10 protein-coding genes are annotated in these 14107 nt (G+C 60.6%); 7 read left to right on the top strand and 3 right to left on the bottom strand.

Annotation, left to right across the window (positions count from 1 at the left end; all coding sequences use genetic code 11):
• Window positions 1-21 precede the first annotated feature (21 nt).
• Window positions 22-987 (bottom strand): 2-hydroxyacid dehydrogenase, encoded by a 966-nt coding sequence (locus L8K08_RS04915; protein WP_242194670.1) that lies wholly within the window; start codon window positions 985-987, stop codon window positions 22-24.
• A gap of 84 nt (window positions 988-1071) precedes the next feature.
• On the opposite strand from L8K08_RS04915, the gene L8K08_RS04910 reads away from it, so the two are divergent.
• The 7 genes from L8K08_RS04910 to L8K08_RS04880 all read left to right on the top strand — a co-directional run bounded on the left by L8K08_RS04910 (window position 1072) and on the right by L8K08_RS04880 (window position 12867).
• Window positions 1072-1704 carry a LysE family transporter gene (locus L8K08_RS04910; RefSeq protein ID WP_145165138.1) on the top strand — a complete coding sequence of 211 codons (633 nt, stop codon included), beginning with the start codon at window positions 1072-1074 and terminating at the stop codon, window positions 1702-1704.
• A gap of 1160 nt (window positions 1705-2864) precedes the next feature.
• Window positions 2865-4547, top strand: a complete 1683-nt coding sequence (locus L8K08_RS04905) for a fatty acid--CoA ligase (protein WP_242194669.1) — start codon at window positions 2865-2867, stop codon at window positions 4545-4547.
• A 333-nt stretch (window positions 4548-4880) separates the two neighbouring features.
• Window positions 4881-6740, top strand: a complete 1860-nt coding sequence (locus L8K08_RS04900; RefSeq protein ID WP_106579576.1) for a DUF1302 domain-containing protein — start codon at window positions 4881-4883, stop codon at window positions 6738-6740.
• A 43-nt stretch (window positions 6741-6783) separates the two neighbouring features.
• On the top strand, window positions 6784-8148 hold the full coding sequence (locus L8K08_RS04895; RefSeq protein ID WP_242194667.1) for a DUF1329 domain-containing protein: 1365 nt from the start codon (window positions 6784-6786) through the stop codon (window positions 8146-8148).
• 284 nt (window positions 8149-8432) lie between these two features.
• The gene (locus tag L8K08_RS04890; protein WP_242194664.1) at window positions 8433-11162 is read left to right on the top strand and encodes a LuxR C-terminal-related transcriptional regulator; all 2730 of its coding nucleotides are present in this window, start codon (window positions 8433-8435) and stop codon (window positions 11160-11162) included.
• Window positions 11163-11217: 55 nt separating this feature from the next.
• Window positions 11218-11859, top strand: a complete 642-nt coding sequence (locus L8K08_RS04885) for an MBL fold metallo-hydrolase (protein WP_242194660.1) — start codon at window positions 11218-11220, stop codon at window positions 11857-11859.
• Window positions 11860-12081: 222 nt separating this feature from the next.
• Entirely contained in the window at window positions 12082-12867 is a 786-nt protein-coding gene (locus L8K08_RS04880) for an OmpA family protein (RefSeq protein WP_242194658.1), read from the top strand.
• A gap of 68 nt (window positions 12868-12935) precedes the next feature.
• Here L8K08_RS04880 and L8K08_RS04875 read toward each other — a convergent pair whose 3' ends face one another.
• Window positions 12936-13517 (bottom strand): BON domain-containing protein, encoded by a 582-nt coding sequence (locus L8K08_RS04875; protein WP_106579572.1) that lies wholly within the window; start codon window positions 13515-13517, stop codon window positions 12936-12938.
• Window positions 13514-14107 carry a phosphoheptose isomerase gene (locus L8K08_RS04870; protein ID WP_003216190.1) on the bottom strand — a complete coding sequence of 198 codons (594 nt, stop codon included), beginning with the start codon at window positions 14105-14107 and terminating at the stop codon, window positions 13514-13516. Before L8K08_RS04870 ends, L8K08_RS04875 begins: the two co-directional genes overlap by 4 nt.

The following is a 14107-nucleotide window of genomic DNA, read 5'->3' as shown; positions in this document are numbered from 1 at the left end:
CTTGAAAAGGGGCGCAGTTTATCAACTGACGACGCGCAGCGGGGTGCCGTTGAAAAAGCCGCGGGCGTTTTCCGCCAGTTGGCCAACGATGCGCTGTCGCGCTTCGCGACTGCCCCAGGCGTTGTGGGGCGTCACGATCAGGCGAGGAATATCGCCGGCCAGCAGCGGGTTGCCGTTTACCGGTGGCTCCACGCTCAGCACATCGGTGGCCGCACCGCCCAGATGGCCGCTGCGCAACGCGTCCGCCAGGGCTTGTTCGTTGATCAAGCCACCGCGCGCGGTGTTGACGATAAACGCGCCGGGCTTGAGCAGTGCCAATTCGCGGGCGCCGATAAAGTCGCGGGTGTGTTCATTGAGCGGGCAGTGCAGGGTCAGCGCGTCGACTTGCGCGAGCAGTTCATCCAGGGGCACGCGGTCGGCGCGGGCAGGGCGGCCCGGAATCGCGCCGAGCACCACGCGCATGCCGAAGGCTTCGGCCAGGCGCGCGACGGCGCTGCCCAGTTCGCCATGGCCGAGCAGGCCGAGGGTTTTGCCCTCCAGCTCGACAATCGGGTAGTCCAGCAGGCAGAACTGCTTGGCTTGTTGCCATTTGCCCGCGCTGACGTCGCGTTGGTAGTCGTTCAGGCGTGTCGCCAGATTCAGCAGCAGCATGATCGTGTGCTGCGCCACCGACGGCGTGCCGTAGCCCTGGCAGTTGCTCACCGTAATGCCATGGGCGCGGGCCGCGGCGAGGTCGACGTTGTTGGTGCCGGTGGCCGAGACCAGGATCAGCTTGAGTTCGGGGCAGGCTTGCAGCGTTTCGGTATTCAGCGCGATCTTGTTGCTGATGACCACTTGAACGCCTTGCAGGCGTTCGACCACATTCTGCGGCGTGGTGTGCGCGTAAAGTTGCAGGTCGCTGAAGCTGTTGCGCAATTCGCTGAGGTCCAGGTCCCCAAGGTCCAGGGACGGGTGATCAAGGAAGACGGCGCGGCGATTGTTCGTCATCAACTGTACCTTTTGCGACAGGGTTCGAAGGCGTAATCTGCCGAGCCTATCAGATGAAATAATCAGTTACTTAATGGAGTGAGCATGTACGCCGCCGAGTTTTTGACCGTAGCCTTGATTCACTTGTTGGCGGTGGCCAGCCCCGGCCCGGATTTCGCTGTTGTGGTGCGCGAGAGTGTGACCCATGGGCGTCGCGCCGGCACCTGGACCGCGCTGGGGGTGGGCTCGGCGATTTTCCTGCACGTGGGCTACTCGCTGCTGGGGATTGGTTTGATCGTGTCGCAGTCCATCGTGCTGTTTAACGCGCTGAAGTGGGCGGCGGCGGCGTACTTGTTGTACATCGGTTTCAAAGCGTTGCGCGCGCAGCCGGCCAAGCCGGTTGCCGAGGGTGAGTTGCAGCCTGAAGTGGGTGAGCGCACTCCGCGCGCGGCGTTTACTGCGGGGTTTGTGACCAATGGTTTGAACCCCAAGGCCACGCTGTTTTTTCTGTCGCTGTTTACGGTGGTGATCAATCCGCACACGCCGCTGGCGATCCAGGCTGGATACGGTGTGTACCTGGCGGTGGCGACGGCGTTGTGGTTTTGCCTGGTGGCTATGTTGTTCAGTCAGCAGCGGGTACGCGCGGGATTTGCGCGGATGGGGCATTGGTTTGATCGGACCATGGGGGCGGTTTTGATTGCGATTGGTGTGAAGCTTGCGTTTACGAGTATGAAGTGAGGGTTTGGTTTGTGCTGTGGGAGGGGGGGACATATCCGTTGCTGCGGTAACGGCCGCTTAGGGTTCCGCTCTTACAGCGGGTCACTTTTGGCAAACGCCCCAAAAGTAACCAAAAGGTCTTTGCCCCACCACTCGGCACCTCGCCTGGGCTCGGTGTGCCCTCACTCCGGCTTGAATCCGTGGGCCGCCGCGACGGGCCATCCATGGCCCAACGCGGCTAACCCGGCGTCCTGCCGGGTTACCCACGGATTCAAGCCTGCGTTCGGCCAGCGTGGTTGACGGGGCCTGTCAGATCACAAGCAAGATCAAAAGCAAAAGCACGGCGGCCTGGTAGCCGACCTGAGTGGTTGAAGCAAAAGCAGGGCAACAGCACAGCAACACACTTCTATCTGATGCACAGAAATCCAAATGTGGGAGCGGGCTTGCTCGCGAAAGCGGTGGTTCAGTCAGCTCATGTGTCACTGACACACCGCCTTCGCGAGCAAGCCCGCTCCCACAATTTGACCGAGTTCAACCTCCACGACTGCACCGCTTTGCTTTTCTGTGGGAGCTGGCTTGCCTGCGATGCAGACACCTCGGTGTGTCAGGCATAACCAGTTGATGCCATCGCAGGCAAGCCAGCTCCCACATTTGATTGAGTTCAGGTTCCAGAATCAGGTCGGCTGTCAGGCCGCCTCGCTTTCGCTTTTGATCTAACCACTCAGGTCGGCTACTAGGCCGCCGTGCTGTAGATTTTGATTTTGATCTTGATCTTAGGCGCCCCGTTAAACCACGCTGGCCGAACGCAGGCTTGAATCCGTGGGTAACCCGGCAGGACGCCGGGTTAGCCGTGTTGGGCCATGGATGGCCCGTCACGGCGGCCCACGGATTCAAGCCGGAGTGAGGGCACACCGAGCCTAAGCGAGGTGCCGAGTGGTGGGGCAAGAGCCTTTTGGTTACTTTTGGGCTCTTTTCAAAAGTGACCCGCTGTAAGAGCGGAACCCATACCCGCCATCACCCAAATAACGGATATGCCCCCAGCCGGCAGCACCTGGATGATGGCTCAAAGCTAGCATTCATCGGCCTCTGCAAATCATTCCTTTGGCTGATTTAGCTGACACATAAGCTCTCTAAAGTGCAGGTCTTCAAGCCAACACCGTGCAGTCAGATAAGGGATTCGTATGTTGCAGACCCGTGTTATCCCACCCGCCGAAGGCGCTTACCAATACCCACTGTTGATCAAACGCCTGCTGATGTCCGGGACCCGCTACGAAAAAACCCGGGAAATCATCTACCGCGACAAACTGCGTTACACCTACCCCACCCTCATCGAGCGCGTCGCGCGCCTGGCCAACGTGCTGACCGAGGCCGGGGTCAAGGCCGGTGACACCGTCGCCGTGATGGACTGGGACAGCCACCGTTACCTCGAATGCATGTTCGCCATCCCGATGATCGGCGCAGTAATCCACACCATCAATGTGCGCCTGTCGCCCGAACAGATTCTCTACACCATGAACCACGCCGAGGACCGCTTCGTGCTGGTCAACAGCGAGTTCGTGGGGCTTTACCAGGCCATCGCCGGCCACCTGACCACGGTCGACAAAACGCTGCTGCTCACCGACGGCGACGAAAAGACCGCCGAGCTCCCCAACCTGGTCGGCGAGTACGAAACCCTGCTGGCGGCCGCCAGCCCCACGTACGACTTCCAGGACTTCGACGAAAACTCCGTCGCCACCACCTTCTACACCACCGGCACCACCGGCAACCCCAAAGGCGTGTACTTCACCCACCGCCAACTGGTGCTGCACACCATGGGCGTTGCGACGATCATGGGCAGCGTCGACAGCGTGCGCCTGCTGGGCACCAACGACGTGTACATGCCGATCACGCCGATGTTCCACGTGCACGCCTGGGGCTTGCCGTACGTGGCAACCATGCTCGGTTTGAAGCAGGTCTATCCAGGCCGCTACGACCCGGAATACCTGGTGGAGTTGTGGCGCAAGGAAAAGGTCACCTTCTCCCACTGCGTGCCGACCATCCTGCAAATGGTGCTCAACGCCAAGGCGGCGCAAGGCGTGGATTTTGGCGGCTGGAAAATCGTCATCGGCGGCAGCGCGCTTAATCGCACGCTGTATGAAGCCGCCAAGGCGCGCGGTATTCAACTGACTGCCGCGTACGGCATGTCCGAGACCGGGCCGCTGGTGTCGTGTGCCCACCTCAACGAAGAACTGATGGCCGGCACCGAGGACGAGCGCACCACCTACCGCATCAAGGCCGGCGTGCCCGGGCCGTTGGTGGAAGCGGCGATTGTCGACAGCGAAGGCAACTTCTTGCCCGCTGACGGCGAGTCCCAGGGTGAGCTGGTGCTGCGCGCACCGTGGCTGACCGAGGGCTATTACAACGAGCCGCAAAAGGGCGCCGAGCTGTGGGAGGGCGGTTGGATGCACACCGGCGATGTGGCCACGCTGGACGCATTTGGCGTGATCGACATTCGCGACCGCATCAAGGATGTGATCAAGACCGGCGGCGAGTGGATCTCCTCCCTGGCCCTCGAAGACCTGGTCAGCCGTCACCCGGCGGTACGCGAAGTAGCGGTGGTGGGCATCGCCGACCCGCAGTGGGGCGAGCGCCCGTTTGCGTTGCTGGTGGTCCGTGATGGCCATGTGATAGGTGCTCGCGAGCTCAAGGAACACCTCAAGCCTTTTGTCGAACTGGGCCATTTGAGCAAGTGGGCGATTCCAAGCCAGATTGCCGTTGTTACGGAAATTCCCAAGACCAGTGTCGGCAAGCTCGACAAAAAACGTATCCGTATCGACATCATTGAATGGCAGGCCAATAACAGCACGTTCCTGTCCACCCTCTGATGCCCCTCGCCGCGCCCGATCGGGCGCGGCAATGCTCTATCTCAAGCCTTCACTTGTGATTTGCCAATTTTCAGCCATCCTTGCCGCGCCGGCCTTCGTCGGCGTGGCGAAAGGACTGTGGCAGACGGGTTGGTGATGCAAATCACACTTTAGAGGGATCAAGCGGTACCCCCTGCTGGCTATAGTCCATCTCAGAGTTTTTCAAGGATGTTGCGCTTCGGGCCATGGGGGCTCGGTTGCCGTTCGGCATTGGAATCGTTGTATTCCGGCCGTTACACGCATCCAGAAGAAAGAACTCACTGCCATAACAATAATGCACATGGAGTAGCGTCGATGACCTCAGTAAACCAGTTCTGGCGCCGGGCAAGACTGCCCCTGGCCGTCAGTCTCGCTTCTACGCTCGCCGGGCCCGCATTCGGCGTCAGTTTCAACATCGGTGAAATCGAAGGCAGCTTTGACTCATCCCTGTCGGTGGGGGCGAGCTGGTCGACTGCGGGTCGCAATAAAGACCTGATTGGTGTCAACAACGGCGGCAAGGGGCTTTCACAGACCTCCGATGACGGCCACCTGAACTTCAACAAGGGTGATTCCTTCTCGAAGATCTTCAAGGGTATCCATGACCTTGAATTGAAATACGGCGACACCGGCATCTTTGTACGTGGCAAGTACTGGTACGACTTCGCGCTGCAAAACGAAGACCTGGACTTCAAGAACGTCAGCAACAACAACCGCAAAGAGGGCGCCAAGTCCTCGGGCGGGCAGATTCTCGATGCGTTCATTTATCACAACTACACCGTTGCCGATGAGCCAGGCAGCGTGCGCTTCGGCAAGCAGGTAGTGAGCTGGGGCGAAAGTACGTTCATTGGTGGCGGTATCAACTCGATCAACCCGATCGACGTGTCTGCATTCCGTCGTCCGGGCGCCGAGATCAAGGAAGGCTTGATTCCGGTCAATATGTTTTACGTGTCCCAGACCCTCACCGACAACCTCTCCGCAGAGGCGTTCTACCAGTTGGAGTGGGACCAGACCGTGGTGGATAACTGCGGCACGTTTTTCTCCCAGCCAGACGTGATTGCCGACGGTTGCAGCAATAACCTGCGGGTCTTGAACAAGCGCTCCACCATCCCTGGCGCGGCCTTGCCGACATTGAATGCTCTGGGTGTGGACGTTAACAATGAGGGCGTGCTGGTAAAACGTGGCGGTGACCGTGATGCACGGGACAGCGGCCAGTTCGGCGTGGCCATGCACTACAACTTCGAACCGCTGGACACCGAATTCGGCGCGTACTTCATGAACTACCACAGCCGTGCGCCGATCTTCAGCGCGACAGGTGCGCCTAACTCGGCCTACACCCGTCCGCTGGGGCAACTGGCGGCTTTGCGTCCGTTGATCGTGGCCGGCAGTTCCCAGTACTTTGTCGAGTACCCGGAAGATATCCGCCTCTACGGCCTGAGCTTCTCCACCACGCTGCCTACCGGCACCGCCTGGAGTGGTGAATTGAGCTACCGGCCAAACGCGCCGGTACAACTGAGCACCACCGATATTCTGTATGCGGGCGTTACGCCGATTCGGGGCTATGAAAATGCATCGGTGCTCAAGGGCACACCGGGCCAGGACCTGCACGGCTACAACCGCAAGGAAGTGACCCAGTTCCAGACCACCTTCACGCACTTCTTCGACCAGGTGATGGGCGCGACCCGCCTGACCACCGTGGGCGAAATCGGCGTAACCCATGTGGGCGGCTTGGAAAGCAAAAACACTGCGCGTTATGGCCGTGATCCAGTGTTCGGCCCTGGCACGCTGCCGGGTGGTTTCTGCAACGCGCTGAACAATTCGACCGCCCAAGGTGCGGGCCTGCCGAATGCATCCGGCTTGAACACCAACTGCAACAACGACGGCTACACCACCGCGACGTCCTGGGGTTATCGCGCCCGGGCGATCTGGGAATACCCGGATGTGTTTGCCGGTGTGAACCTCAAGCCCAACGTGGCCTGGTCTCATGACGTCAAAGGGTATTCGCCAGGCCCTGGCGGCAACTTTGAAGAGGGTCGCAAGGCCGTCAGCCTGGGCGTCGATGCCGAGTACCAGAACACCTACACCGTCGGCCTGAACTACACCAACTTCTTTGGTGGGCGGTTCACCACGGTGGACGATCGCGACTTTATCGCCTTGAGCGCCGGCGTGAACTTCTAAGACTTTCTTTTTCAGATGCATGCATTTCAGGAAGAGCCAGAACATGAAAATAACTAAAAGTCTGTTGCACGTGGGTGTGCTTGGGCTGTCGATCATGGCGGGTAGCGTCATGGCGGCAGTCTCGGCCGATGAAGCCGCCAAGCTGGGCACGACCCTGACCCCGATGGGCGCCGAAATGGCGGGCAACGCGGCCGGCACCATCCCCAAATGGTCGCCGCTGCCCACCAATGCCGGCGCCGTGGATGCCCGTGGCTTCCTCGCCAACCCGTATGCCAGCGAGCAGCCGCAATTCACGATCACTGCGCAGAACGTCGAGCAGTACAAAGACAAGCTGGCGCCGGGGCAGTACGCGATGTTCAAGCGTTACCCGGACACCTTCAAGATGCCGGTTTACCCGACCCATCGCGGCGCCACCGTGCCGGCTGATGTGTTCGCGGCCATCAAGAAGAACGCCACCAACACCAACCTCGTGTCTGGCGGCAACGGCCTGGAAAATTTCGAAACCGCGGTGCCGTTTCCGATCCCGAAAAGCGGCGTGGAAGTGATCTGGAACCACATCACCCGCTATCGCGGCGGCAGCGTGACGCGTCTGGTCACTCAGGCCACGCCGCAAACCAACGGCTCGTTCAGCCTGGTGTATTTTCGCGATCAGTTTGTGTTCCGCGACAAGATGAAGGACTACGACCCGAAAAACCCGGGCAACGTGCTGTTCTACTTCAAGCAGCAAGTGACCGCGCCGGCACGTCTGGCCGGTGGTGTGCTGCTGGTGCACGAAACTCTCGACCAGGTGAAGGAGCCGCGTTCGGCGTGGGTCTACAACGCCGGCCAACGCCGTGTTCGCCGGGCGCCGCAAGTGTCCTATGACGGGCCGGGCACCGCTGCCGATGGTCTGCGTACCTCCGACAACCTCGACATGTACAACGGCGCACCGGACCGCTACGACTGGAAGCTGGAAGGCAAAAAAGAAATGTACATTGCCTCCAACAGCTACAAGATCGACGATCCGAAGCTCAAGTACGTCGACATCATCAAGGCCGGCCACATCAACCAGGACCTGGCACGTTATGAGCTGCGCCGCGTCTGGCACGTGGTCGCAACCTTGAAGGAAGGCCAGCGCCACATCTACGCCAAGCGTGACTTCTTCATCGACGAAGACACCTGGCAAGCCGCGGTGATCGACCACTACGACGGCCGTGGCCAACTGTGGCGCGTGGCTGAAGCTCACGCCGAGAACTACTACGACAAACAAGTGCCGTGGTATGCCCTCGAAACCCTCTACGACCTGCAGTCCGGCCGCTACCTGGCCCTGGGCATGAAGAACGAAGAGAAGCAGGCGTATGACTTCGGCTTCACCGCCACCACCAGCGACTTCACCCCGGCGGCCCTGCGCCAGGATGGTGTGCGCTAAGCAACACTCACTCGACAATGTGGGAGCTGGCTTGTGTAAAGCTGGCTTGTGTGGGAGTCGGGCTTGCCCGCGATGCAGGCGCCTCGGTCTATCAGTTACACCGAGTTGATGCTATCGCAGGCAAGCCAGTCCCACACAAGCCAGCCTTGCACTAGGCAGCTCCCACATTTTTTGTCGTAGTTCTTTTTCAGGTAAATGTTGCAAAGATCTACAAACCCGCCGCTTTTACCGCTAGTCTGCGGACATCTGCAATGCCGACAACAGCCTTCTACAAGAGCCCGGCGATGACTGATCTGTCCCGAATCCAAGGGCCTGCAAGCGCAGTAATTCCGACGCTGGAAGCGCGCTTCTACAGGCCACCTTTGCCTGACGGCTATGTGCTGCGCCCGCGCCTGTGCGAGCGGCTGAGTGCTGGTCTGGAGGGGCGACTGCTACTGGTCAGCGCTCCGGCGGGGTTCGGCAAGAGTTCGCTGGCGGTGGAGTTCTGGCAGGGGTTGCCGGCGCATTGGCAAAGCCTGTGGCTGGGCCTGAGCCCACGCGATAACGACCCGGGCCGTTTCCTCGAGCGCCTGCTCGACGGTTTGCAACAGTACTTCCCGCAACTCGGCGCCCAATCCCTGGGCCTGCTGAAAATGCGCCAGCGTCACCAACCCTTTGCCTTTGAAGAATGGCTCGACGGCCTGCTCGATGAGCTGACGTTGCACTTGTCCACGCGCGCGCCCTTGTTGCTGGTACTGGATGACTACCATCTGGCCCAGGGCCCGGTGCTGGATCGCTGCCTGCAGTTTTTCCTGAATCATTTACCCGATGGGCTGGTGGTCATGGTCACCAGCCGCCAACGTCCCGACTGGCACCTGGCGCGCCTGCGGCTGTCCCGGCACCTGCTGGAGCTGCATGAACAAGACCTGCGCCTGACCCACGACGAGTCGCTGGCCGTGCTGGCTCGGCACAGCAGCTCGTTGCGTGGCGAGGCGCTGGACAACTTGATCCGGCGCAGTGAAGGGTGGGTCGCCGGCCTGCGTTTCTGGCTGTTGGCCATCGCCGAAGCGGGCAATGAGAGCGCGTTGCCGCACAGCTTGCACGGTGGCGAAGGGCTGATTCGCGATTACCTGCTCGAAGAGGTCATCGACTGCCTGCCGGTTGAAGTGCAGGCGTTCCTGTACGACACCGCGCCTCAGGATCGTTTCTGCAGCGAGCTGTGCGACGCCGTGCGCGAGGCCCATGACAGCGCGGAAATCCTGCGCTATCTGCAGGCCCATCAGGTGTTTCTGGTGCCGCTGGATGAACAGGGCCACTGGTACCGTTACCACCATTTGTTTTCCGATTTGCTGCGCACGCGCCGCGCGAGCAATGCCACCTTGCCGATTGCCAGCCTGCACTTGCGGGCCTGTCGTTGGTTCAACGCCCAGGGTTTTATCGACGAAGCCGTGGAGCAGGCGTTGCGCGCCGGGCACCTCGATGTGGCGGCAAACCTGGTGCAGAACCTGTCAGAGGAGCAACTGCTGGCCGAGCAGAATGTGGGCATGCTGCTGCGCTGGAAGATGGACTTGCCCGACAGCCTGCTGATCAGCACGCCGCGCTTGATCGTGCTCTACAGTTGGGCGCTGGGGTTGGCGTGCCAGTTGGATGCGGCGGAAGAATTGTCAGGCTACCTCAGTCGCTTCCTGCCGGCGCCGTCGGCCACTGCGCAAAAGTCGATGCTGGCCCAATGGCTAGCGCTGAGCGGGATCATCGCCCGCGGGCGAGGTGATCGTGAGTTGACCCAGCGTTACTGCAGCGAGGCGTTGGAAAGCCTGCCGCACAAACGCTATGGCCAGCGCCTGATGTGCCTGTCGACCCTGTCCAACCTGGCCATTGTCGATGCCGACCTGTGGCGCGCGCGTGGCCTGAATCGCGAATCCCTGGAGCTCGCGCAGCGCGTCGGCAACCCGCTGTTCGAGGCCCTGGCCCATTACGACCGTGCGCGCGTGTTGCAGGCGCGTGGCGAAATTCTGCGTTCTCTGGACGAAGTGCGCCAGGGGCTGCAACGCCTGCAGGGCCTTGCGCCCCAACGGCTGTACGCCGTACGCGCGCGGTTATCGCTGTACGAAGGTTATCTGCTGCTGGTGCGTTATCAGTCTGACGCTGGCCTTGCCCGTTTGCGTGCCGGCCTGAGCGAAGCGCGCGCCTGCCGCGAAATCAGCGTACTCATCGGGCATTGTGTGATCGCCAATTTCGAAGGACGGCGCGGTGATTTCGCCAAGGCCTTCGCCGAACTCGCTGAAGCCGAGCGCCTGATGCATATCTGGGACGTACCGCCGATCTATTACCTGGCGATGATCACCCTGATCAAATGCGAATTATGGCTGGCCCAAGGCCGCACCGACCTTGCCGACGCCTGGCTGACCCGCCTGGGGCAGACCTATAACGGTGAGCACGCCGCCGCCGCACCGGAGTTTCATCCACACCTGGCGCAACACATCGGGCTGCAGCAGGCCGCACTCGATGCGATCCGCCATCAACCGGCTGCGGCCCTGCAGCGCCTCGAAGAGCTGGCACAGCAGGCGCATAACAGCGGGCGCCAGATGATTGCCCTGATGGCCCTGACCCAACAGGCGCATGTATTGCTGGAGTGCGGCCAGGAAGCCAAGGCGCGGCCGATCGTGGCCCAGGCGCTTGAGGCGGGGGTTGGTGGCGCACTGCAACCGTTCCAGCGGCTGCTGGAGCGTTACCCTGACTGGATGCGCGAACAACTCGGCAAGACCCCGCATGCGTTATTGAACCAAAACCTGTTGGCGCTGCTGCCGGTAGTTGCCGCCGCCGAGGCCTTGCCCACCCATGAAACCCTCAGCACCCGCGAGCTGGCAGTGCTGCAACTGATCGCCCAAGGCTGCTCAAACCAGGAGATCAGCAACCAGTTGTTTATCTCCCTGCACACGGTGAAAACCCACGCCAGCCATATCAACAGCAAGCTGGGCGTGGAGCGCCGAACCCAGGCGGTAGCGCGGGCGCAGGAGATGGGGTTGTTGGGGTAGGGGGCAACGCATTTGTGCCAAAATCGCTGACTTACAAATGATCGAGTTCGCTCTGATGTCTCAGCTACCAGCCCTGATTCGCGAAACCTTCCCCGTCGGCCCGTTGCAGTGCAACTGCACCATCATCGGTGACTCGATCACCAAAAACGCCATCGTGGTCGACCCCGGCGGCAATCACGAGCTGATCCTGGCTCGCCTTGAGGCGTTGGGCCTCAAGGTGGTGAGCATCATCCATACCCATGCGCACCTCGATCACTTCCTGGCCTCCGGCCAATTGAAAGAGAAAACCGGCGCCACCTTGCATCTGCACAAGGACGATAAATTCCTGTGGGATAACCTGGAAATGCAATGCCAGATGTTTCGCGTGCCTTATACGCCGGTGCCGTCACCGGATCGCTGGCTGGAAGATGATGAGGCGTTGGCCTGCGGTTGCGGCGTGGCCTTGCACACGCCAGGGCATACACCGGGTTCGATGAGCTTCTGGTTTGCCGATGCCAAGTTGTTGATTGCCGGCGACACATTGTTCAAGCGCGGCGTGGGGCGGACCGACCTGTGGGGCGGGGACCAGGCGACCATCGTGCGTTCGATCAAGCAGCGTTTGTACACCCTGGATGAGGGCGCGACGGTGGTTACCGGGGACGGGCCGGACACCCGGTTGGGCGATGAGATGCGTGAAAATCCGTTTGTGCGGGCGTAGGGAATAACCACGGGGCTGGGGCTGTTCTATACAAAGAATCGTCGTCGCAGCTTGCGTTCAGCCTGGGTCTGCTACGGTTTGCTTAGCGGTGATGCTGGCCCGCCTTTGTCACAGCAGGGGCGATGGCCACGGAATTTTTACCGTTTGTCGCGTTCAAAACCCGGCACAGGTCCATTGCCAATGTCCTTTGCACCACAGAATGCAAAAGTAGGAGCTCCCTTCATGTTTACTCCGCGTCGTCTTCTTGTTGTTGCCACCGCCGTAGCCCTGTTGTCCGGCTGCGCCTCGCCTAATCCTTACGACGGCAGCCAGGGGCAGGCAAATGATGGTTCGCAAGGCGGTATCAGCAAAACCGCCAAGTACGGCGGCCTGGGCGCGCTGGCTGGCGCATTGGCCGGTGCTGCCATCGACCATAACAACCGTGGCAAAGGTGCACTGATCGGTGGTGCTATCGCCGGTATCGGCGCCGCCGGTTACGGTTATTACGCCGACCAGCAGGAAAAGAAACTGCGTGAAAGCATGGCCAACACCGGTGTTGAAGTGCAGCGCCAGGGCGACCAGATCAAGCTGATCATGCCGGGTAACATTACCTTTGCCACCAACTCGGACGCGATCGCCAGCAGCTTCTATACGCCGCTGAACAACCTGGCGAACTCGCTGAAGCAGTTCAACCAGAACACCATCCAGATTGTTGGCTACACCGACAGTACCGGCAGCCGCCAGTTGAACATGGACCTGTCTCAGCGTCGTGCGCAGAGCGTAGCCAACTACCTGACCTCCCAAGGCGTGAGCCCGACCAACCTGAGTGCACGCGGTGCCGGCCCGGATAATCCGATTGCCAGCAACGCCGACGTGAATGGCCGTGCCCAGAACCGTCGCGTAGAGGTCAACCTCGGCCCGATCCCTGGTCAGCAATACGGCCAGCCGGGTCAGCAACAGCAACAGCAGCAACAGGCGCCGCAGCAGAACAACCAGTTCCAGGGCAACCCGTACCAGCAGTACCAATAAACGCAGGCCACTAAAAAGGGCGCCGTGCAGTCAATGCACGGCGCCCTTTTTAGTGGCTGCGAATGACATCAGTCGATGTATTCGAACACTTTTACGATCTTCTGTACGCCGGACACACCCTGAACCAGGTTGGACGCGCGGGTGGCTTCCGCCTGGGTCAGCAGGCCCATCAGGTAAACGATGCCGTTATCGGTGACGACTTTGATGCGCGAGCCCGGGACGGCGCTGTCGGTTAGCATCTGCGCCTTGATTTTGGTGGTCAGCAACGCATCGTTACTGATGGCCAGCAGGGTAATAGGATCCATGACCTGCAGTTCATTGTGGACCTTCTTGACCCGCTGAACCGACGAGGCGGCTTGTTCTGCCTGGGCCTTGAGCTCCGCACGCGGCGTCTGGCCGGCCAGTAGTACCACGCCGTTGAAGCTGGTTACCACAATGCGCGAGGCGCCATTGCCCAAGTCTGTAGCGGCCTTGGCGACGTTCACCTTGACCTTGGTTTCGATGAGCGAGTCGTCGATTGTGCTGCCGAAAGTACGCGTGCCCCGGTCATCCTGAATCGGTGTGTCACGTGTCGCGGTGATTGCCGTGCTGCAGCCGCTGATGGCAAGGCACAGCGTGATGGCCAAAAGGCTGAGGCGGTTAACGGTCATTCTTCACTCCCGAACAGTTGGCTGTCGATCAGATCGCACAGGCAGTGGATCGCCAGCAGGTGGACTTCTTGAATGCGTGCAGTGACATTGGCCGGGACGCGAATTTCAACGTCCTCCGGCAACAGCAGCGAGGCCATGCCGCCGCCGTCACGGCCGGTCAATGCTACGACAATCATTTCGCGATCATGTGCGGCCTGGATCGCTTGAATAATGTTCGCCGAGTTGCCGCTGGTGGAGATCGCCAGCAGCACGTCGCCGGGTTGGCCCAGGGCGCGAATCTGTTTGGAGAAGATTTCGTTGTAGCTGTAGTCGTTGGCGATCGAGGTGATCGTCGACGTGTCGGTGGTCAAGGCAATGGCCGGCAGGCTCGGGCGCTCGCGCTCGAAGCGGTTGAGCAGCTCGGAGGAAAAGTGCTGGGCATCACCGGCCGAACCGCCGTTGCCGCACGAAAGCATTTTGCCCTCGTTGAGCAAGGCATTGACCATGACCTGACTGGCTTGCTCGATGTGCGGTGCAAGTACGTCCATCGCCTGTTGCTTGGTGTCGATGCTGGCCTGGAAAAGCTGGCGAATTCGGGATTGCATGTCCAT

Source organism: Pseudomonas sp. TREG-RG-20F-10-E-6-01 (assembly GCF_022662455.1).
GTDB lineage: Bacteria > Pseudomonadota > Gammaproteobacteria > Pseudomonadales > Pseudomonadaceae > Aquipseudomonas.
Note: the sequence above shows the minus strand (reverse complement) of the source record. Positions and strands in the feature narration are given on the sequence as shown.

Excerpts from the sequence above, each read along its gene's own strand:
- L8K08_RS04915 (WP_242194670.1), bottom strand. The coding sequence starts at position 987 with ATGACGAACAATCGCCGCGCCGTCTTCCTTGATCACCCGTCCCTGGAC.
- L8K08_RS04910 (WP_145165138.1), top strand. The coding sequence starts at position 1,072 with ATGTACGCCGCCGAGTTTTTGACCGTAGCCTTGATTCACTTGTTGGCG.
- L8K08_RS04905 (WP_242194669.1), top strand. The coding sequence starts at position 2,865 with ATGTTGCAGACCCGTGTTATCCCACCCGCCGAAGGCGCTTACCAATAC.
- L8K08_RS04900 (WP_106579576.1), top strand. The coding sequence starts at position 4,881 with ATGACCTCAGTAAACCAGTTCTGGCGCCGGGCAAGACTGCCCCTGGCC.
- L8K08_RS04895 (WP_242194667.1), top strand. The coding sequence starts at position 6,784 with ATGAAAATAACTAAAAGTCTGTTGCACGTGGGTGTGCTTGGGCTGTCG.
- L8K08_RS04890 (WP_242194664.1), top strand. The coding sequence starts at position 8,433 with ATGACTGATCTGTCCCGAATCCAAGGGCCTGCAAGCGCAGTAATTCCG.
- L8K08_RS04885 (WP_242194660.1), top strand. The coding sequence starts at position 11,218 with ATGTCTCAGCTACCAGCCCTGATTCGCGAAACCTTCCCCGTCGGCCCG.
- L8K08_RS04880 (WP_242194658.1), top strand. The coding sequence starts at position 12,082 with ATGTTTACTCCGCGTCGTCTTCTTGTTGTTGCCACCGCCGTAGCCCTG.
- L8K08_RS04875 (WP_106579572.1), bottom strand. The coding sequence starts at position 13,517 with ATGACCGTTAACCGCCTCAGCCTTTTGGCCATCACGCTGTGCCTTGCC.
- L8K08_RS04870 (WP_003216190.1), bottom strand. The coding sequence starts at position 14,107 with ATGGACATGCAATCCCGAATTCGCCAGCTTTTCCAGGCCAGCATCGAC.